The following is an 18,916-nucleotide window of genomic DNA, read 5'->3' as shown; positions in this document are numbered from 1 at the left end:
GCGGCGATCGGGGAGGGCACCGTGACGGCCGAACGCGAGAGCATGGAATACGACGTGGTGATCGTCGGCGGAGGCCCGTCCGGGTTGGCCGCGGCGATCCGGCTGATGCAGCGAGCCTCCGAGGCGGAGCGCGAGCTCTCGGTGTGCGTGCTCGAGAAGGGCGGCGAGATCGGCGCCCATATCCTCTCCGGGGCGGTCATCGAACCCCGCGCCCTCGAGGAGCTCCTCCCGGACTGGAAGGAGCGCGGCGCGCCCCTGAACACCCCGGCCAGCGAGGACCGCTTCCTGTATCTCACCGCCACTGGTGCCCGTCGGCTGCCGACGCCCCCGCAGATGAAGAACGAGGGCAACTACATCATCAGCCTGGGCAACCTGTGCCGCTGGCTCGCCGAGCAGGCAGAGGAGCTGGGCGTCGAGATCTATCCCGGCTTCGCCGCCGCTGAGGTGCTCTACCACGACGACGGCTCGGTCAAAGGGGTGGCCACGGGCGACATGGGCCTCAACCCCAACGGCACACCGGGCCCCAACCACGAGCCCGGCGTCGAGCTCCACGCCCGCCAGACCCTGCTTGCCGAGGGCTGCCGCGGATCACTGACCAAAACGCTCACCGAGCGCTTCAACCTCCGCAAGGGCGCCGACCCGCAGACCTACGGGCTCGGCATCAAGGAGCTCTGGGAAGTCAAGCCGGAGAACCACCAGCCGGGGCTGGTGATCCATACCGTGGGCTGGCCCATGGACTCCAAGACCTACGGCGGCAGCTTCCTCTATCATCTGGAGGACAACCAGGTGGCGGTGGGCTTCGTGGTGGGGCTGGACTACGACAACCCCTATCTCTCGCCGTTCGACGAGATGCAACGCTTCAAGACCCACCCCGCGATCCGCCCCACCTTCGAGGGCGGGCGTCGGATCAGCTACGGGGCCCGGGCGCTCTCCGAGGGGGGCTACCAGTCGATCCCGAAGCTGACCTTCCCCGGCGGCGCGCTCATCGGTGATACCGCGGGCTTTCTCAACATGCCCAAGATCAAGGGCAGCCACACCGCCATGAAATCGGGAATGACCGCCGCCGACGCGGTGTTCGAGGCCCTCGGCGGGGAGGGGGGCAACGGCGACGAGATCACTGCCTACCCCGAGCGGCTGCGTGAGAGCTGGCTATGGGACGAACTCTACCGGGCCCGCAACATCCGCCCCTCGTTCCGCTGGGGGCTGTGGCCGGCCATGGCGTACTCCGCAATCGACACCTACGTCTTCGCCGGCAAGGCGCCCTGGACCTTCCACCACCACGCCGACCACGAGCAGCTCAAGCCCAAGGACCGGGGACAGCCCATCGACTACCCCAAGCCCGACGGGGTGATCACCTTCGACCGGCTCTCCTCGGTGTTCCTCTCCAACACCAATCACGAGGAGAACCAGCCCTGTCACCTCACCCTGCGCGATGACTCCGTGCCGGTGACGGTCAACCTGGAGCGCTACGCCGGCCCGGAGGCGCGTTATTGCCCGGCAGGCGTCTACGAGTTCGTCGACGACGACCAAGGCAACCCGCGGCTACAGATCAACGCCCAGAACTGCGTGCACTGCAAGACCTGCGACATCAAGGACCCGACCCAGAACATCCACTGGGTGGTGCCCGAGGGCGGGGGCGGCCCGAACTATCCCAACATGTGAACCCCGCCGGCGTGGCGGCGCGCCACCATCGCAGCGGAGCGGACAACCCACTGCAGAGGATTCCATATGGGCATAGAGATTGGCGGCCTCCTGGGTCTGCTCCTGCTAGTGGCCATGGTCTATGCCATCGTCCGGATCGTGCAGAGCGGCGCCGGCACCGGCGCCAAGGTGTTGTGGATCGTGTTCATCCTGCTGGTGCCGGTGATCGGCCTGATCGTGTGGCTCCTCCTCGGCCCCAAGGGATAGCGCCGCCACCGGCAATACCCTTCCCGGAACGGAACGCTGAACCGACCACCGCGGTCCTGCAACGGCCCGGGATGTCTGCATCTCGCTTACATACATACATGAATGTTGGTATGCTGCATCACGGTCATCACCCCCAACGCGGCCACGATTCAGCCACCACGGTGAGAAACAATGCCTTCGAAAAGACGTACCGCATGCGCGCTGACGCTGCTACTGATCCTCAGCGCCATCCTCGTCGCCTGTGAGGACCCGCAAGCGGAAGGCGGCGGTGGCCGCGAGCAACCCCCGGCGAAGGTCCGCGTCACCGAGGTTTCGATGGGGCCGGTGGCGGTCCACGAGCAATACGCCGGCCGCGCCGCCGGCTCCCGCAAAGTGCAGATCCGAGCCCGGGTGGACGGCACCCTGGAGAAGCGCGGATACGTCGAGGGGGCCTTGGTGGACGCCGGCGAGGCGCTGTTCCGTATCGATCCCGCCCCCTTCGAGGCCGCCCTCGCCCGTGCCGAGGCACAGCTCCAACGCGCCCGGGCCGCGCTGCGGCAAGCGCAGCGGGACTGGGAACGCATGGCCCGGCTCTACGAGCGCGACGCGGTGAGCACCCGTGAGCGCGACGATGCGCGTTCCGCTCTCGAGCTGGCGCGCGCCGACGTGGCCGTAGCCGAGGCCGGCGTGCTCTCCGCGGAGATCGAGCTCGGCTATACCACCGTGGAAGCGCCCCTCGGCGGGGTCACCAGCCTGGAGGTACTGCCGGAAGGCAGCCTGGTCCGGCCGGGCGACCTGCTCACCACCATCACGGAGCTGGATCCCATCCACGTGCGCTTCGCCCTCCCCGAGCGGGATGCCCTGGCCCAGCAGGAGGCCCGGCGCGCAATGGGCGCCGATGAGGGCGCCGATGGCCGGCGCCAGGCAACCCTGATCTTCCCGGACGGCGAGACCCACCCGCGCACCGGCGAGGTGGACTTCACCGACGCCAGCATCGACCCCGCCACCGGCACGGTACGCGCCCGCGCGGTCTTCCCCAATCCCGAGCACACCATCACGCCGGGGCTGTTCGTGCGCGTGGAGCTACGCACGGCCACCCTCGAGGGGGTGGCCGTAGTGCCGGAAACGGCCGTCGCCTCCGGGCCGGAGGGCCCCGTGGTCTACGTGGTGGATGACCAATCGGTGGCCTCGGCGGTCCCCGTGGAGCTCGGGCCGGTGGTGGAGAACGGCCAGGTCATCCGCTCCGGGCTCGACAAGGGCGACCGGGTGGCCGTATCCGGCCTCGTCGGCCTGCGTGACGGCGCCAAGGTGGAGATCGTCGAGGCCGGGGAAGACAAGTGATGCTGCGCTTCTTCATCGATCGACCCATCTTCGCCTCGGTCATCTCCATCATCATTGTGCTCGCCGGCGGTGCCGCCCTGCGCGCCCTACCGGTAGAGCAGTATCCCGATGTCGTCCCCCCGGAGGTGGTGGTGGAGGCCACCTATCCGGGCGCCAGCGCGGAGGTCCTAGCGGATACCGTGGCCGCGCCGCTGGAGCAGGAGATCAACGGGGTCGACGACATGATCTACATGGAGTCCACGAGCACCGACGCCGGCACCGTCCAGATCACCATCTCCTTCGCCCTCGGCACCGACCCGGACCAGGCCACCATCAACGTCAACAACAAGGTCCAAGCGGCGCTGTCGCGGCTGCCGCAGGCGGTGCGCAACCAGGGGGTGCGCGTCGAGGCCCGCTCCACCAACATCCTACTGGTGGCCGCCCTGTATTCGCCCGACCGAAGCCAGGGCATGCTCGAGATGAGTAACTATGCCCTGCTCAACGTCATCGACGAGGTCGTCCGCCTGCCCGGCGTCGGCGACGCCTCGCTGTTCGGCGCCCAGGACTACTCGATGCGCATCTGGCTGAAGCCGGACAAGTTGGCGCAGTACAACCTGACCCCCTCGGACGTGGCCGCGGCTGTCCGCGAGCAGAACGCCCAATTCTCGGCAGGGCGGATCGGCGCGGAACCGGCCCCCGAGGACCAGGCCTTCACATTTACCGTATCCACTTCCGGGCGCCTCGCCGATCCCGCCGAGTTCGAGGACATCATTCTGCGCGCCGATCGCGAGGGGGAAACCCTGCGCCTCGGGGACGTCGCCCGCGCGGAGCTCGGCTCGCAGAACTACGCCTTCTCCGCGATCTACAATGGCCAGCCCACGGTGCCCATCGGCGTCTACCTGCAACCCGGCGCCAATGCCCTGGAGGCCGCGGCCAACGTCCGCGAGGCCCTCACCGAGCTCGAGCAGCGCTTCCCGACGGGGATCGACTACACCATTCCCTACGACACCACGGAGTTCGTGGAGATCTCTATCCAGGAGGTGGTGACCACCCTGCTCATGGCCGTGGGCCTGGTGGTGCTCGTGACCTTCTTGTTCCTCCAACACCTACGTGCGACGCTGATCCCGGTGGCGGCCATCCCCGTCTCGCTCATCGGTACCTTCGCCGGGATGCTGGCGCTGGGCTTCTCGGTGAACCTGCTCACCCTGTTCGGGCTGGTGCTGGCCATCGGCATCGTCGTCGACAACGCCATCATCGTCATGGAGAACGTCGAGCGGCTGATGCAGGAGCAGGGGCTCAACGCCCGGGAGGCCTCGGTGGCGACCATGGAGCAGGTGGCTGGGGCGGTGGTCTCCTCGACCCTGGTGCTGGTGGCGGTGTTCGCGCCGGTGTCCTTCCTCGGCGGGTTGAGCGGCGAGCTCTACCGGCAGTTTGCCGTCACCATCGCCGTATCGGTCCTGGTCTCCGGGGTGGTCGCGCTGACCCTCACCCCCGCCATGTGCGCCCTGCTGCTCGACCGCGAGCCCAAGGAAACCTCCCTGCCCTTCCGGCTGTTCAACCGCGGTTTCGACGCGGTCACCGCCGCCTTCGTCACCGCGGTCGGTTTCCTGCTACGGCATGCAGTGATCGGTGTGGTGCTGTTCGTGGGGGTCATCGCGGGGACGCTGTATCTCCTCGATCGCCTACCTTCGGGGCTGGTGCCCCAGGAGGACCAGGGCGTCGCACTGGTGGCCTACAACCTGCCCCCAGCGGCGGCGCTGGGGCGCACGGAGTCGGTTCGCGACGAGCTCTCCCGGCGCCTGCTCGCGATGGACGAGGTGGAGGAGTTCACCACCTTCGCCGGCTTCGACATCCTCTCCTCATCCCAGCGCACCAGCGCCGGCGTGGGCTTCGCCAACCTCGCCCACTGGGACGAGCGTCAGGGTCCGGGGCAGGATGCCGGCTCACTGACCCGGCGTATCATGGGCATGGGCGTGCAGATACCCGAGGCCCGGGTAATCTCCTTCGTGCCGCCACCCATTCAAGGGCTATCACTGACCGGCGGCGTGGAAGGCTACCTCCAGGTCCGCGGCGACGCCAACGCCGACGAGCTCGAGGCCCTCAGCCAGCGGCTCGTGGCCGCCGCCAACGAGCGCCCGGAGCTGACCAACGCGCGGGTGACGCTCGATACGGGCATCCCGCGCTATTCCGCCGAGGTGGACCGGGAGAAGGCCAAGGCCATGGGCGTACCCATCAACCAAATCTTCGACGCCCTACAGAGCAGCTTCGGTAGCCTCTACGTCAATGACTTCACCCTTGCCGGGCGGAACTGGCAGGTCAACCTGCAATCGGAGCCGCAGTTCCGGGACAAGGCCGATGACCTGCGGCGGGTGTTCGTCCGCTCCGGCAGCGGCGAGATGGTACCGGTGAGCTCGCTGGTCACCCTGGACCGGGGCACGGGCCCGGATATCTTCAACCGCTTCAATATCTATCCGGCGGCCAACTTCATGGCCGACCCCGCCCCTGGCTACACGACGGGCGAAGCCAAGGCGGCGGCGGAGGCGGTAGCCTCGGAGGTGTTCGACGGCGGCGACAATACCGTGCTCGACTGGATCGGCGAGGCCTACCAGCTGGACGCCGCGGCCGGTGCCGGCACCGCCGCGTTCGGCCTCGGATTGCTCATGGTATTCCTCATCCTCGCCGCCCAGTACGAACGCTGGACGCTGCCCCTGGCGGTGGCAACGGCGGTGCCCTTCGCCGTGCTCGGCGCCGCCATCGGCACGCTGCTGCGCGGCTTTCCTAACGACATCTACTTCCAGGTAGGGCTGCTGGTACTCATCGGCCTGGCAGCGAAGAACGCCATCCTCATCGTCGAGTTCGCCGCCCAGAACCGCCGCGAGGGGATGAGCGCCCTGGAGGCGGCGCGGGAGGCGGCACGGCAACGCTTCCGGGCGATCATGATGACCGCGATGACGTTCATCATCGGCACCCTGCCGCTGATGTTCGCCACTGGCGCGGGTGCCAACAGCCGTCAGGAGATCGGGACCGTGGCGGTCACCGGCATGCTCATGGCCTCGACGTTGGCACTGCTGTTCGTACCGCTGTTCTACCGGCTGTTGGATGATCTGGCGGGCATGCGGAAACGGCGACGGGGATGAGCTGGCGACACCACGCTTGCCTACCGCCGGCACAGGAGAAATCATTCGCCCCTAACCTAGGTGTCCGATCGGGAGGCGAGCGGGAATGAACCGATCAAGGGCGACGCTGTGGGCGGGCGCCGCACTCGGCGTCGGGTTGCTGGCCACCAGCGCCACCGCGGCACCGACGGCTGACGCCGAAATCGGCGTGCGCGTCGGCGGCAACGATGAGGGCGTGGAGGCGATGGCAGCCACCTTGGTGCTCCCCGCCGCGGCCTTGCATCGGTTGCTCGAGGATTGGCTACCCGACCGGACCGAGGCAAGTTGGGAAATCGGCGCCGGCCGCTGGCGGGGTTACGGCGACGATGCCACGTTCATTGCCGCCGGTCCGCTGCTACACTACTCCTTCCGCGACACCCCCCTTGCGCTGCGGCTCGGCATCCAGCCGACAGTGATGTCGGACTTCGACGCCGAGGGCAAGGATCTCGGTGGCCCCGTGCAGTTCACCAGTCACCTGGGACTCGAATGGTCCGTCGGCGGCGGGCTGATCACCAGCCTGCGAATACAGCACACCTCCAACGCCCGACTCTACGAGCAAAACCCGGGAGTGAACCTCGTCGCCATCGGCCTGTCCCGGCAATTCTGAGCGGAGACCAAGATGGCCAGAAAGACCAAGGAAGAGGCGGAGGCCACACGGGAACGCCTGCTCGACGCCGCCGAGGCGGTGTTCCTGCGCCAGGGGGTGGCACGCACCACCCTGGAGGCGATCGCCCGACAGGCCGGGCTCACCCGCGGCGCCATCTACTGGCACTTCCGCGACAAAAGCGACTTGCTGGAGGCCATGGCGGGCCGTGTACGCCCACCACTGGCCGAGCTCGTGGAGAGCCACTGCCGCGAGGCGGACGGCGACCCCGTGGAGACCCTCCGTCAGCTCTGCCTGTTCGGCCTGCGTCGGCTCACCGACGACCCACGCCACCGCCGCGTCTACACGATCCTGCTGCACCGCTGCGAGCGTATCGACGAGATCAATCCGGCCGTTTCGGGCCAGGACGCGCTCATCCGCGAGGTCCTCACCCTCTTCGAGGGGCTCTTCGAGCGAGCCCGTGCCCAAGGGCGACTCAATCCCGCGATCACGCCGCGGGTAGCGGCCACCGGCTTGCATGCCTACATGGCGGGCCTGTACAGCCAGTATCTGCGCGAGCCCGACGACTGCGACCTCGACCAACATGCCGAAGCCCTGCTGGAGGCGTTCTTCGGCTCCCTGTTCCTGGCTCCGGAAGGTGCGGGGGAGCTGCCGGGGCGAACCGTGTAAGGTATCAGTAAGATACACGGCCGATACTGGCCGTTACGGAACCATTCGCGCTAGAGGGGTTCGCATGAAAGACTTCCGCGTCACCGAGGTGCTGGGCCTGCTTCGGCGCACCGCGCCCTTTCTCGGCTTTCGGCTACTCATCTATCTGGGCATCACCCTCGCATACATCCTGGCCACGGGCGGCGGCGCCGGGCTCGGCTATCTCCTCGGTGGCATCGGCGGCAACGCCGGTGCCGGGGGCACCTGGGGCGGGCTGGCCGGTTTCGCGGTGGTCGGGGCACTGGTCTATTGGTTCCGGGAGTACCTCCTGTATCTGGTGAAGGCGGGCCATATCGCGGTGCTTGTGGAGCTGCTGGAGGGCAAGGAGTTGCCCGGCGGCCGCGGCCAAATCGAGCACGCCCAGGCGGAGGTGCGCCAGCGCTTCGCCCAGGCCTCCGTGCTTTTCGGGGTGGACCAGCTCATCAAGGGGGTGATCCGGGCGTTCAATCGCACCTTCCTCAGCGTCGCGACCCTGCTGCCCATCCCCGGGATCGAGGGGCTCGCCAAGTTCGTCAACTCCGTGCTCCGGCTCTCACTCACCTACCTCGACGAGGTGATCCTCGCCTACTGCATCCACACCCGCTCGGACAACCCGTGGGCGACGAGTCGCACGGCCCTCATCCTGTACGGTCAGAATTACAAGGCCTTCCTGCGCAACGCCATCTTCCTGGCGCTTTGCGTCTGGGGCCTGACCTTCCTGGTCTTTTTGCTGGTGCTCGGCCCGGTGGGCTTGCTCGTCGCCGCTTTCCCGGGCATTGCCGGGGGGATGACGCTACTGATCGCCCTCGTCCTCGCCTGGGCGCTCAAGGCGGCGATCATTGAGCCGTTCGCCATGACCGCCCTGATGCAGGCCTTCTTCCGGATCACCGAGGGACAGACGCCCGATCCCGGCTGGGAGGCGCGCCTGGAGGAGCTCTCCAGCCGCTTCCGCGAGCTCGGGGAGAAGGCCAGGGAATGGGCCCGGCCGCGGGGCACGGACACCGCCGCCCCGTCGGCGGCCACCGCATCCGGCGAATCCCCCGGCTCCTAGGCGCCCCTACCGCCGGGACTTCCGGGCCGCCCCACCAAGGGCGACCGCGCCAGTGCAAGCCCCCCGGGGCTTGCACTGAGCCCACCTCTAGGACGATCATCGCCTTGCGTTCCGGCGGGCTGACGGCCTGCGCCAACCCCTCTCACGGATACATCGCTGATGAAGGTCACAATCCGGCTGTTACTCGTTGCCCTGTTCCTCGGCGCCATCTTCGGCGGGATCTTCGGGTGGAAACACCTGCAGGAGCAACGCATGGCTGAACAGGCGGATCAGCCCCAACCCCCGGCCACCGTCACCGCCACTGAAGCGGAGCAGACCTCCTGGCGGCCGGCCATTCGTGCCGTCGGCAGCGTCAATGCCACCGAGGGCATCGATATCACCACCGAGGTGGCCGGCAAGATCAGCGAGATCGCCTTTGAATCCGGGGCCCGAGTGGCTGCCGGGGAGACCCTCCTGCGGCTCGACGACAGCGTCGATCAGGCCGCCCTCGCCGGCCTGCGCGCCGACCGCGAGCTGGCGCGCGTGCAATTCGAGCGCACCTCGGACCTGTTGCCTCGGCGCGCGGTCTCACAGTCGGAGTTCGACGAGGCCAAGGCCCGTTACGATGCCAGCCGGGCCGCCGTCTCCGAGCAACAGGCACGTATCGCGAAGAAGACCATCAAGGCCCCCTTCGACGGGCTGCTCGGCCTGGCTCAGGTGGACAACGGCGAGTACCTGACACCCGGCCAGCCCATCGTCACCCTGACGGCACTGGATCCGGTCTACGTGGACTACTCGGTCCCCGAACGGCGCTTCAGTGAGCTCGAGGTGGGCCAGGCGGTGCAGGTGAGCGTGGCGGCCTACCCTGACCGGACCTTCGAAGGCGAGATCTCGGCCATCGACTCGGGGATCCAGGAGGGTACCCGCAGCGTTCAGGTCCGGGCCACGCTGCCCAACCCGGAGGACGCGCTGCGCCCGGGTATGTTCGCCCGGGTGGCCACGCTCCTTCCCGAGACCGGCGCCATCGTGACCGTTCCGCGCACGGCCATCTCCTATAATACCTATGGCGATTTCGTGTTCCTGATCACCGAGGACGAACGGGGCCGGCAGGTGGTGCAGCGCCGGGCGGTCTCCACGGGCAGCAGCCGTGAGGGCCGTGTGGAGGTCGCCGAGGGGCTGGAAGCGGGCGAACAGGTGGTCCGCGCCGGCCTGGTCAAGCTCCGCGACGGCCAACCGGTGACCATCGACAACTCCGTGGAACTGGACACGGAGATCACCGGGGAATGAGGTTCACCGACGTCTTCATCCGCCGGCCCGTCCTTTCGACGGTGGTCAGCTTGCTGATTCTACTGGTTGGCCTGCGCTCGCTGGGGCTGCTCGAGCTCCGACAGTACCCGGAGCTGGAGAACACGGTGGTCACCGTGAGCACCGCCTACCCCGGCGCCAGCTCCGATCTGGTCAAGGGCTTCGTCACCACCCCACTGCAGCAGGCCATCGCCGAGGCCGAGGGCATCGACTACATCTCCGCCACCAGCACCCAGGGCAGCTCCACCATCGAGGTCCACATGGAGCTGAACTATGACCCCAATGCCGCGGTGGCGGAGATTCAGGCCAAGGTCGCGAGCCAGCGCAACGTGCTGCCGCAGGCGGCCCGGGATCCGGTCATCGAGTCCTCCACGGGGGACAGCACGGCGCTGATGTATCTCTCGTTCTACAGCGACGAGCTCAGCGTCCCCCGGGTAACGGACTATCTGGTACGGGTAATCCAGCCCCAGATCCAGGCGGTACCCGGTGTGGCCAAGGCCCGATTGTTCGGCAAGCCGCTGGCGATGCGGGTGTGGCTCGACCCCGACCGGATGGCGGCCCTCGGCGTCACCCCGGAGGATGTCACCCAGGTCTTGCGTGCCAACAATTACCTGGCCGGCGTTGGTCAGACCAAGGGTAAATACACCGCCATCACCCTCACCGCCACCACCGACGTCAGCGACCCGGACAGCTTCCAGGATCTCATCATACGCGGCGACGGCGACACCTTGGTGCGGCTCTCGGATATCGCCCGTAGCGAGCTGGACGCCGAGAGCTACGATTCGGAGGCCTGGTACAAGGGACAGCCGGCGGTGTTCATGGCGGTCGAGCAGTCCCCGGGCGCCAACCCCCTGGACACCGCCCAGGCCGTGGAGCGCAAGGTCGACCAGATCCGCGAGCAGCTCCCCGAGGGCATGGACGTGGTCCTGCCGTACGACGCCTCGGAGTTCATCGAGGACTCCATCAACGAGGTATTCAAGACCATCGCCGAGGCGGTGGGCATCGTGCTGCTGGTGATCTACCTATCCCTCGGTTCGTTCCGGGCGGCGGTGGTGCCGGCGGTGGCCGTGCCCCTGTCGCTGATCGGCGCGGCGTTCATCATGCTCGCCCTCGGCTACTCCCTGAACCTGCTGACCCTGCTCTCGATGGTGCTCGCCATCGGCCTGGTGGTCGATGACGCCATTATCGTCGTGGAGAACATCCACCGCCATATCGAGGACGGCGAGAGCAACTTCCGCGCGGCACTGTACGGCGCCCGGGAGCTCGCCGTACCCATCATCGCCATGACCACCACCCTGGTGGCGGTCTATGCCCCCATTGGCTTCATGGGCGGTCTACTCGGCACCCTGTTCACGGAATTCGCCTTCACCCTGGCCGGGGCCGTGTTGGTCTCCGGGGTAGTGGCGCTGACCTTCTCGCCGATGCTCTCGAGCAAGGTGCTCAAGCCCTACGGCAACCCTGGGCGTTTCGAGCGGCTGGTCGAGCGGGTGTTCAACGGCCTCGCCCGGGGCTACCGGGCCCTGCTGGCCCGGGTGCTGGAGACCGTGTCGGTGATGGTGGTATTCGGTGTGGCGGTGCTGGCCTCGATCTACTTTATGTTCATCACCGCCGAGAACGAGCTCGCCCCCACCGAGGACCAGGGCATCATCTTCTTCCAGGCCACCGCCCCACGTACGGCGACCCTGGATTACCTGCGGGTGTACGGGCAAGACCTACAGTCCAAGCTCGAGCAGACGGAGGGCTACAAGGAGAGCTTCATCATCCTCGGCCGGGGTGGCAACACCCTGTTCGGTGGCTTCAAGATGCCGAACTTCGCCGAGCGCGAGATCTCTCAGTTCGATGCCTTACCACTGCTGCAGGACAACCTCCGGGAGGTCGCGGGCTTTGACATCAGCGCCTTTCCCCGCCCGAGCCTGCCGGGCTCCGGTGGCGGCCTGCCGATACAGTTCGTGATGACCTCGGGGGCGAGCTACGAGGACATGAACGCAGTCGCCGATGAGATCGTCAACGAGGCCATGGGCAGCGGCAACTTCCAGTTCCTGCAGAAGTCCATCGCCTTCGACCGGCCAAGCACCACGGTGGTAGTGGACCGGGACCGCGCCGGCGATCTGGGCATCAGCATGGAGGAGATCGGCCGTAACCTCTCCGCCATGCTTGGCGGCGACTACGTCAACCGCTTCAGCATGGACGGACGCAGCTACCAGGTAATCCCCCAGGTCGAGCGGCGCAAACGCCTCGACGAGGAAATGCTGGGGGATTACTACATACGCGCCGACACCGGCGAGCTGGTACCCATGTCCACGCTGGTATCGTTCGAACGCACCGTTGAGCCTTCCGAGCGCACCCAGTTCCAGCAGCTGAACTCGCTCACCCTAGAAGGGATCATGGCACCCGGGGTCACCATAGGCGCCGCCCTGTCCCACCTGGAGCAGACCGCCGCCGAGGTGGCACCCCAGGGCTATGGCTATGACTACACCGGCGCTTCGCGGCAGTTCAAGCAGCAGGGTACCGCCCTGATGGTGACGTTCTTCCTGTCGCTGCTGGTGATTTACCTGGTGCTCGCGGCACAGTTCGAGAGCTGGCGGGATCCGTTCATCATCCTGGTTTCGGTGCCGCTGTCCATAGCCGGCGCGATGGCCTTCATCACCCTCGGCTTCACCACCGTGAACATCTATACCCAGGTGGGGCTGATCACCCTGATCGGCGTGGTCGCGAAGAACGGGATCCTCATCGTGGAATTCGCCAATCAGCAGCAAATCCACAAGGGCCTGTCCAAGGTGGAAGCGGTACTCGAGGCCGGCACCATCCGGCTACGGCCCATCATCATGACCTCAGTGGCGCTGATCGTGGCGATGATTCCGCTGCTGACGGCCAGCGGCCCGGGAGCGGTCAGCCGTTTCGCCATCGGACTGACAGTCGCCACGGGCCTCGGCATCGGGACGCTGTTCACGCTGTTCGTGCTGCCCGCCTTCTACGTGCTGCTCGGTAGGGAGCACGCGGCGGAGACAGCGACGGAAACGGACGACCCGGAGGCCTCCGAGCAGGGACTGTAGTGGCGCTTGGCCTCAGCGCCGCTGCACGGCCGTAGGGTCGTGTGCGGTCCCTGCCTCGTCGCGATGATCCGGCAACGAGCGCGGCCAGGCGTTGATCACCGCATTGATCAGCGTGGCCAGCGGGATGGCGAAGAAAATGCCCCAAAACCCCCAGATCCCGCCGAACACCAGGATGGCGACGATGATCGCCACGGGGTGGAGGTTGACCACCTCCGAAAACAGCAGCGGCACCAGGACGTTGCCGTCCACCGCCTGGATCAGGGCATAGGCGACCATCACCCACACGAACTCCATGCTGGGCCCGAACTGGAAATAGGCAACAATCGCGATGGGCACGGTGATCACCGTTGCACCGATATAGGGAATGATCACCGACAGCCCCGTTATCACCGCGAGCAGGGCCGCGAACTGCAGGCCAAGGAGGATGAAGATCACATAGGCGGCGATACCGACGATGAGGATCTCCACGAACTTGCCGCGGACGTAATTGCCGATCTGCACATCCACCTCGTGCCAGACGGTACGCGCCAGATGGCGATGCCGGGGCAGGCAGCGGTTCAGCCAGTCGAGCAGCCGGTCCTTGTCCTTTAGAAAGAAAAACACCAGCAACGGCACCAGGATAGCGTATACGATCAGCGTGAAGAGCTTGACCACCTGGGACAGGGAAATCGACGCAACCACTCGCCGCCCGAAGTCCACCGACTCCTGGCGAATACTCGCGAGGATGGCCCGCGCCTGCTCGGTGGAGAAGAAATCCGGGTAGCGCTCCGGCAGCCGCAACAGCGCTTCCTGCCCGCGATCGAGCATGCGTGGAAGATTCTCCACCAACTGTGCGATCTGATGGGTGAGCGTCGGCACGAGCGCGAACAGCACCAGGCCGAAGCCCGCGATGAACAGCGCGAAGACCACGCCCACCGCAGTGCCCCGCCCCGTCCATCGCTCTAGTTTCTGGACCACGCCCTCGAGGAGATAGGCAACCACCAGCGCGGTGAACACGGGGGCGAGCATGTCGCCGAAGAAGACCACGATCCCCAAACCGACGAGCAGCACAATGGTCAGGGCGACCACTTGGGGGTCATTGAGATGGCGCTGGAGCCAATCGCGTATCGTCTGCATGGATCAGCTGTAAACCTGAGTGCTGGCCTTGGCGGCACGCGGTTATACTAACCGGGAACCCCGGTATGGAACGAGCGGCGCGCGGCGCCGGTCCAATACTCACTCCAAGCCAGCGCCCGGAGACATGATCATCCCACGCCCGCTGACCCTGCTAATCATCGGTTTTGCTTTGGCGTTCGCCCCTCCGGCACCGGCCAACCTGGACCTGTCGCTCCCTGACCTGGGGGATCCGGCGAACCAGGTACTGACACCCGCGGAGGAGCGCGAAGTCGGCTCACGCATGATGCGCGAGCTCCGCCGGGAGGTTTCCCTGCTCGACGACCCGGCCCTGACGGGCTATCTGCACGACATCGGCGTTCGCCTGGCCGGTCACTCGGAGCTGCCAACCAAATCCTTTGAGTTTTTCCTGATCGACGATACGCGCATCAATGCCTTCGCCATGCCGGGGGGATTCATTGGCTTGAACACCGGGGTGATCCTCGAGTCCCGGCGGGAGAGCGAACTCGCCGCCGTGCTCGCCCACGAAATGACCCATGTCAGTCAGCGCCACCTTGCCATGCGGCTGCTCGCCGCGGAGCAGGCCAGTCTCCGGACCATGGCCATGATCCTGGCCGGGGTGCTCATCGGTACCCAGAATCCCCAGGCGGGTCAGGCTGCGGCGGTGTCCGGCATGGCCTCGGCGGCGCGCAGTCAGCTCGCATACTCGCGCCAGCATGAGCGGGAGGCGGACAATCTGGGGCTGTCGCTGCTGCAACGCGCGGGCTTCGACCCCACGGGCATGCCCGACTTCTTCGGGCGCCTACTGGACGCCACCCGTTACGGCGCCAGCCCGCCGCCGTTCCTCAGTACCCATCCGGTGACCGAAAACCGCATCGCCGACAGCCGGCAACGCGCGGAATCCATGGACGCATCCAACACCTTCGAGAACCCCGAGTTCGCGCTGGTGCGCGCGAGGCTAGCCGCGCTAAGCGCGGCCGGCGGCAGGGAAGCGGTGCGGCGACTCGAGCAATGGGGCGACGAGGGCGACGCACAGACCTATGGCCTCGCTGTGGCCCTGATCCGGGACGGGCGCCCGGAGGATGCACGCAACCACCTGCGACAGCTACTGGAAGGGGAAGAGCCACGGGCGGCGTACTATCTTTCGCTGGCCGATGCCGAGCTAGCGGCCGGGGACCCGGACGCGGCCCTGTCCGCGCTCGCGGAAGGCCTGTCCCTTTTTCCCGGCAACTATGCCCTACAGGCACGCAAGGTGGAGGCACTCTCCGCGGCCGGACGCCATCGTGAGGCGATGGAGGCGGCGGAGGACGCCGTGGCCCGGCATTCGTGGTCCGAACAGCTACTGGAACTGCAGGCGCGCGCCGCCGACGACGCCGGCGAGCCGGCCGAGGCAGCGATCGCCATGGGCCGCTACTACGCGAGCCGCGGCGAGCTCGCCAGCGCCCTACGCCAGATCGAGGATGTGCTCGCCAGCGGCGCCGCCGACGGCTACCAGCGTTCACGCGCCCAGGCCCTCAGGGATCAGTGGCGCGATGCCCTCCAGGAGCGCCGGGACCGCGAATAACGGCGCGAAACCTCGCCGGGGCGGAGTGTTAGACTGTGGCACGGATGGGCACATAGATGGCAGCACAGGGCGGCAATGGGGACTGGCTCCGATCAGGGACACGGCGAGCTCGAGCGCTGGCTGCAGTTATTGCGCCGGGCGTGGGGCATCAACGATGCCGCGGGCATGCCCGCACTGGAGGATCTGCTACAGAGCTGGTACGACCCGCTCATCGCAACCCCGGAATCCGCCATCGCCGGAGCGGCGCAGTTGCGCCGCTGGCGTGAGCAGCTGCCTGCGGACCCTCCCATTGCGCCCTCGATCGACGAAATCATCGGCCGCGTCAACCCCTTGCTGGCCCTTTGCGACCCCTCAGGGCTCCCGGGACTGGGCCCCGCGGGGTCGGTCAACCGCAAGCTCGACTCGCTCGCCGAGGCGACCCGGTACTGGCATGTGGCGGCAGTGAACATGGCCCGGGAACTCGCCGGGCTCATCGCCCGGGCGCTCGAGCAGTATGCGGATCGCGAGCGCGCCACGCCCTCATCCAGTCCCGAGGAACGCCAACGACGCTGGACGCAACACCTGGAGTCGAGCTACGAGCGTGCCCTCGCGGAGGAGGACATGGGGGCGATCCTCGGCGAGCTCTGGGGCGCCGCCCTGGCCGTGCGCCATGCGCTGACCGAGCTCATGGACCACGTCGCACCCTCCCTCGGCCTGCCCAGCCGGGCCGAGCTGACCAACCTCCAGGAACGGCTGGCGCGGCTGGAATTGGCGGAGCGGGGCTGAGGCGATGGCCCCCGGGGACGAGGCTCCCATGGCACGGGACGGCGACGACACGACGCTCGCCGCCGGGGCGGGGCTCGCACAGCCCCATCGGATCGCGGCGGAATCACGACTGCTGCGCCTGCGCCAGTACCCGGGGGGCAGTGGGCGCCCGCTGGTCATCGTCTATTCCCTAGTCAACCGTCCGGAATTGCTGGATCTCTCCCCGTCACGGTCCGTGGTGGCACACCTCGCCCGCAGCCGTCCGGTGTATTTGCTGGAATGGCAGGATCCCGAGCCCATGGACCGCTTTCGCAGCCTCGCGGACTATGCCGTCGACGGCATCGGCGACGCCATCGCCGCGGTGCGCGAGCAGCATGCAGCCACACCCCATCTGGCCGGCGTCTGCCAAGGGGGATACCTGGCACTTTGTCACCTGGCCCATACCCCCAGCGCGGCGGCCAGCCTGACCACCTTCGCCACCCCGGTGGACGGCATCGCCGGCAGCGCACCACTGGCCCGGGTGGCCGCCCGTCTCGACCTCGACGACCTGCTCACCGCGGGGCGCAACATCCCGGCCACCGAACTGAACTGGGCGTTCGCGGCACTGCGGCCACTGTCCCTGTTGGTGGAGCGTTACCGTGGTATCGATGCCACCCTGAGCGATCCGGAGGCCCGTGAGGAATTCCTGCGCATGGAGCGCTGGATGTACGGCGGGCCAGACCAGGCCCTGAAGGCATTCGTGGAGTTCGTCCGTGCCCTTTACCGGGACAACGCCCTGATCCGGGGAACGCTCACGCTGCGGGGCCGGCGACTGTCACTGGCGAACATCGACACACCGGTTTTCGCGGTGGCTGCGGCGGAGGACCACTTGGTGCCCCTGGCCTCGGCGACCGCCCTCGGCGGACGGACGGCCGGCAGCTACGACGAGCACGTGCTCCCCGGCGGCCATCTTGGGGTGTTCATCAGCCGCCGGGCGCACGAGTCCCTGTACCCGCGCCTCGACCGTTGGCTCGAGGCCCTCGGTTAACAGGTCAACCGTGGCTCAGAAGCTGCAGAACAGGGCGCCGTTGACCGGGATGTTTGCGCCGTTGATGTAGCCGGTCTCCTCCTCGGCGAGGAAGGCCACGACGCGTGCGATCTCCTCGGCCTCGGCCATCCGCCCCGCGGGGATCTGGCTGATAATGGCTTCGCGCACCTTTTCCGGAATCGCGTCGGTCATGGAGGTACGCACGTAGCCCGGGGAGACGGTATTCACCGAGATGCCCTTGCCGGCGCTCTCCTTCGCCAGCGCCATAGTGAAGCCGTGGATGCCGGCCTTGGCGGCGGAGTAGTTGGTCTGCCCGAACTGGCCTGACTGACCGTTCACCGAAGAGATATTCACGATCCGGCCGTAGCCGCGATCCCGCATGGGACCAACGAACTGGCGGGTAACATGGAAGACGCTGTTGAGATCCACCGACAGCACCGCCTGCCAGTTGTCGGGATCCATCTTGTGCAGGAAGGCATCCCGGGTGATCCCCGCAGCATTGACCAGGACATCGACCGCCCCGAACTCCTGCTCCACGTGGTTGGCCATTTCCACACAGGCCTCGTAGTCGGCCACGTTGCAGGCAACCCAGTTGACCTCGATGCCCTCCTCACGGAGCTGCGCCTGCCATTCGCGGATATTCTCCCGCTCGGGATCGACACAGGTGGTAACCACCCGCAGCCCCTTGCCGGCCAGGGCCTTGCAGATCTCTGTTCCGATACCACCATTGCCGCCGGTAACCAGTGCCAGACGTTCGCTCATGCCGCGTCACCCCTCGATGCGCTTGGGATAAGTATTGCGGCGCAAAAGGAACCTCTTTGTGCGCCGCACAATTGCGACATTGAGCCTAGATGGCGCCCCGGCGGGTGTCAACCACTGATCGACGGCTTACCGACCCTTCTTACCGCCGTCACCACCCCCATCGTTATCGTCACCCTCGCGATCACGGCCGCCACCGCGGGACTTGCCCTCCCCCACGCCGCTCATCGCCTGCCACATGGCCAGGTTGCGCTCGGCGATCTGGGTGAGCATGTCCATGGGGTCTCCCCCCATCAGCGTACGGGTACGCTCGTGGAACAATCGCTGCTGCTCCTCCCACATCTCCATGCTCTTCTCCAGGTAGCTGGTGAGCATGTTCTGCATGTTGCCGCCGTAGGACCGAATGATCTGGGCCAGCAGGTCACTGGAGAAGATGGGCTCGCCCCCCTCCTCCTCCTCGCTGATGATCTGCAACAGGATGCTGCGGGTAAGATCGTTCTTGGTCTTGGCATCCACCACCTCGAAGTCCACCCCGTCAAGCACCAGGCGTTTGACGTCGGCGAGGGTGATGTAGCTGCTGATCGCCGTATCGTAGAGCCGGCGATTGGGATACTTCTTGATTACTCGAATCTCGGACATGGGGCCTCTTGCCTGGTTGCGGAAGCGCC

Annotated in this window: 15 protein-coding genes; 12 read left to right on the top strand and 3 right to left on the bottom strand. The window is 66.9% G+C overall.

All coding sequences use genetic code 11. The annotated features are described in order from the left end of the window. Positions 1-42 precede the first annotated feature (42 nt). The 9 genes from ACQ754_RS14535 (at position 43) to ACQ754_RS14495 (ending at position 13,041) form a co-directional block, all read left to right on the top strand. Positions 43-1,662: an electron transfer flavoprotein-ubiquinone oxidoreductase gene (locus tag ACQ754_RS14535; RefSeq protein WP_440997782.1), complete on the top strand. Its 1,620-nt coding sequence runs from the start codon at positions 43-45 to the stop codon at positions 1,660-1,662. A gap of 66 nt (positions 1,663-1,728) precedes the next feature. Further along, positions 1,729-1,908: a PLD nuclease N-terminal domain-containing protein gene (locus ACQ754_RS14530; RefSeq protein WP_440997760.1), complete on the top strand. Its 180-nt coding sequence runs from the start codon at positions 1,729-1,731 to the stop codon at positions 1,906-1,908. Between the two features lie 171 nt (positions 1,909-2,079). Beyond that, positions 2,080-3,228: an efflux RND transporter periplasmic adaptor subunit gene (locus tag ACQ754_RS14525; RefSeq protein WP_440997759.1), complete on the top strand. Its 1,149-nt coding sequence runs from the start codon at positions 2,080-2,082 to the stop codon at positions 3,226-3,228. Then, positions 3,228-6,344 (top strand): efflux RND transporter permease subunit, encoded by a 3,117-nt coding sequence (locus ACQ754_RS14520; RefSeq protein WP_440997758.1) that lies wholly within the window; start codon positions 3,228-3,230, stop codon positions 6,342-6,344. The genes ACQ754_RS14525 and ACQ754_RS14520 overlap by 1 nt, the downstream gene beginning before the upstream one ends. A gap of 85 nt (positions 6,345-6,429) precedes the next feature. Then, on the top strand, positions 6,430-6,969 hold the full coding sequence (locus tag ACQ754_RS14515; protein ID WP_440997757.1) for an acyloxyacyl hydrolase: 540 nt from the start codon (positions 6,430-6,432) through the stop codon (positions 6,967-6,969). Positions 6,970-6,981: 12 nt separating this feature from the next. Further along, a complete protein-coding gene (locus ACQ754_RS14510; protein WP_440997756.1) occupies positions 6,982-7,635 on the top strand; it encodes a TetR family transcriptional regulator in 654 nt (217 codons plus the stop codon). 64 nt (positions 7,636-7,699) lie between these two features. Then, on the top strand, positions 7,700-8,704 hold the full coding sequence (locus ACQ754_RS14505; RefSeq protein WP_440997755.1) for a hypothetical protein: 1,005 nt from the start codon (positions 7,700-7,702) through the stop codon (positions 8,702-8,704). A 159-nt stretch (positions 8,705-8,863) separates the two neighbouring features. Next, the gene (locus ACQ754_RS14500; protein WP_440997754.1) at positions 8,864-9,970 is read left to right on the top strand and encodes an efflux RND transporter periplasmic adaptor subunit; all 1,107 of its coding nucleotides are present in this window, start codon (positions 8,864-8,866) and stop codon (positions 9,968-9,970) included. Continuing rightward, positions 9,967-13,041, top strand: a complete 3,075-nt coding sequence (locus tag ACQ754_RS14495) for an efflux RND transporter permease subunit (RefSeq protein ID WP_440997753.1) — start codon at positions 9,967-9,969, stop codon at positions 13,039-13,041. Before ACQ754_RS14500 ends, ACQ754_RS14495 begins: the two co-directional genes overlap by 4 nt. 12 nt (positions 13,042-13,053) lie before the next feature. On the opposite strand, the gene ACQ754_RS14490 is transcribed toward ACQ754_RS14495, so the two are convergent. Then, entirely contained in the window at positions 13,054-14,157 is a 1,104-nt protein-coding gene (locus tag ACQ754_RS14490) for an AI-2E family transporter (protein WP_440997752.1), read from the bottom strand. A gap of 124 nt (positions 14,158-14,281) precedes the next feature. On the opposite strand from ACQ754_RS14490, the gene ACQ754_RS14485 reads away from it, so the two are divergent. The 3 genes from ACQ754_RS14485 to ACQ754_RS14475 all read left to right on the top strand — a co-directional run bounded on the left by ACQ754_RS14485 (position 14,282) and on the right by ACQ754_RS14475 (position 17,489). After that, complete coding sequence (locus ACQ754_RS14485) at positions 14,282-15,718, top strand: M48 family metalloprotease (RefSeq protein WP_440997751.1); 1,437 nt, start codon at positions 14,282-14,284, stop codon at positions 15,716-15,718. A 75-nt stretch (positions 15,719-15,793) separates the two neighbouring features. Continuing rightward, entirely contained in the window at positions 15,794-16,483 is a 690-nt protein-coding gene (locus ACQ754_RS14480; RefSeq protein ID WP_440997750.1) for a poly(R)-hydroxyalkanoic acid synthase subunit PhaE, read from the top strand. Between the two features lie 28 nt (positions 16,484-16,511). Further along, positions 16,512-17,489, top strand: a complete 978-nt coding sequence (locus ACQ754_RS14475; protein ID WP_440997749.1) for an alpha/beta fold hydrolase — start codon at positions 16,512-16,514, stop codon at positions 17,487-17,489. A 15-nt stretch (positions 17,490-17,504) separates the two neighbouring features. On the opposite strand, the gene phbB is transcribed toward ACQ754_RS14475, so the two are convergent. Both phbB and phaR read right to left on the bottom strand, forming a co-directional pair. Continuing rightward, positions 17,505-18,251, bottom strand: coding sequence for an acetoacetyl-CoA reductase (phbB, locus tag ACQ754_RS14470; RefSeq protein ID WP_440997748.1), 747 nt, complete (start codon positions 18,249-18,251; stop codon positions 17,505-17,507). A 126-nt stretch (positions 18,252-18,377) separates the two neighbouring features. After that, on the bottom strand, positions 18,378-18,887 hold the full coding sequence (phaR, locus tag ACQ754_RS14465; RefSeq protein ID WP_440997747.1) for a polyhydroxyalkanoate synthesis repressor PhaR: 510 nt from the start codon (positions 18,885-18,887) through the stop codon (positions 18,378-18,380). Positions 18,888-18,916: the final 29 nt, after the last annotated feature.

The organism is Arhodomonas sp. SL1, assembly GCF_052060015.1.
GTDB lineage: Bacteria > Pseudomonadota > Gammaproteobacteria > Nitrococcales > Nitrococcaceae > Arhodomonas.
Note: the sequence above shows the minus strand (reverse complement) of the source record. Positions and strands in the feature narration are given on the sequence as shown.

Coding starts and splice junctions, on each gene's coding strand:
- ACQ754_RS14520 (WP_440997758.1), top strand. CDS start 3,228: ATGCTGCGCTTCTTCATCGATCGACCCATCTTCGCCTCGGTCATCTCC.
- ACQ754_RS14480 (WP_440997750.1), top strand. CDS start 15,794: ATGGGGACTGGCTCCGATCAGGGACACGGCGAGCTCGAGCGCTGGCTG.
- ACQ754_RS14485 (WP_440997751.1), top strand. CDS start 14,282: ATGATCATCCCACGCCCGCTGACCCTGCTAATCATCGGTTTTGCTTTG.
- ACQ754_RS14475 (WP_440997749.1), top strand. CDS start 16,512: ATGGCACGGGACGGCGACGACACGACGCTCGCCGCCGGGGCGGGGCTC.
- phaR (WP_440997747.1), bottom strand. CDS start 18,887: ATGTCCGAGATTCGAGTAATCAAGAAGTATCCCAATCGCCGGCTCTAC.
- ACQ754_RS14505 (WP_440997755.1), top strand. CDS start 7,700: ATGAAAGACTTCCGCGTCACCGAGGTGCTGGGCCTGCTTCGGCGCACC.
- ACQ754_RS14535 (WP_440997782.1), top strand. CDS start 43: ATGGAATACGACGTGGTGATCGTCGGCGGAGGCCCGTCCGGGTTGGCC.
- phbB (WP_440997748.1), bottom strand. CDS start 18,251: ATGAGCGAACGTCTGGCACTGGTTACCGGCGGCAATGGTGGTATCGGA.
- ACQ754_RS14530 (WP_440997760.1), top strand. CDS start 1,729: ATGGGCATAGAGATTGGCGGCCTCCTGGGTCTGCTCCTGCTAGTGGCC.
- ACQ754_RS14495 (WP_440997753.1), top strand. CDS start 9,967: ATGAGGTTCACCGACGTCTTCATCCGCCGGCCCGTCCTTTCGACGGTG.
- ACQ754_RS14525 (WP_440997759.1), top strand. CDS start 2,080: ATGCCTTCGAAAAGACGTACCGCATGCGCGCTGACGCTGCTACTGATC.
- ACQ754_RS14515 (WP_440997757.1), top strand. CDS start 6,430: ATGAACCGATCAAGGGCGACGCTGTGGGCGGGCGCCGCACTCGGCGTC.
- ACQ754_RS14490 (WP_440997752.1), bottom strand. CDS start 14,157: ATGCAGACGATACGCGATTGGCTCCAGCGCCATCTCAATGACCCCCAA.
- ACQ754_RS14500 (WP_440997754.1), top strand. CDS start 8,864: ATGAAGGTCACAATCCGGCTGTTACTCGTTGCCCTGTTCCTCGGCGCC.
- ACQ754_RS14510 (WP_440997756.1), top strand. CDS start 6,982: ATGGCCAGAAAGACCAAGGAAGAGGCGGAGGCCACACGGGAACGCCTG.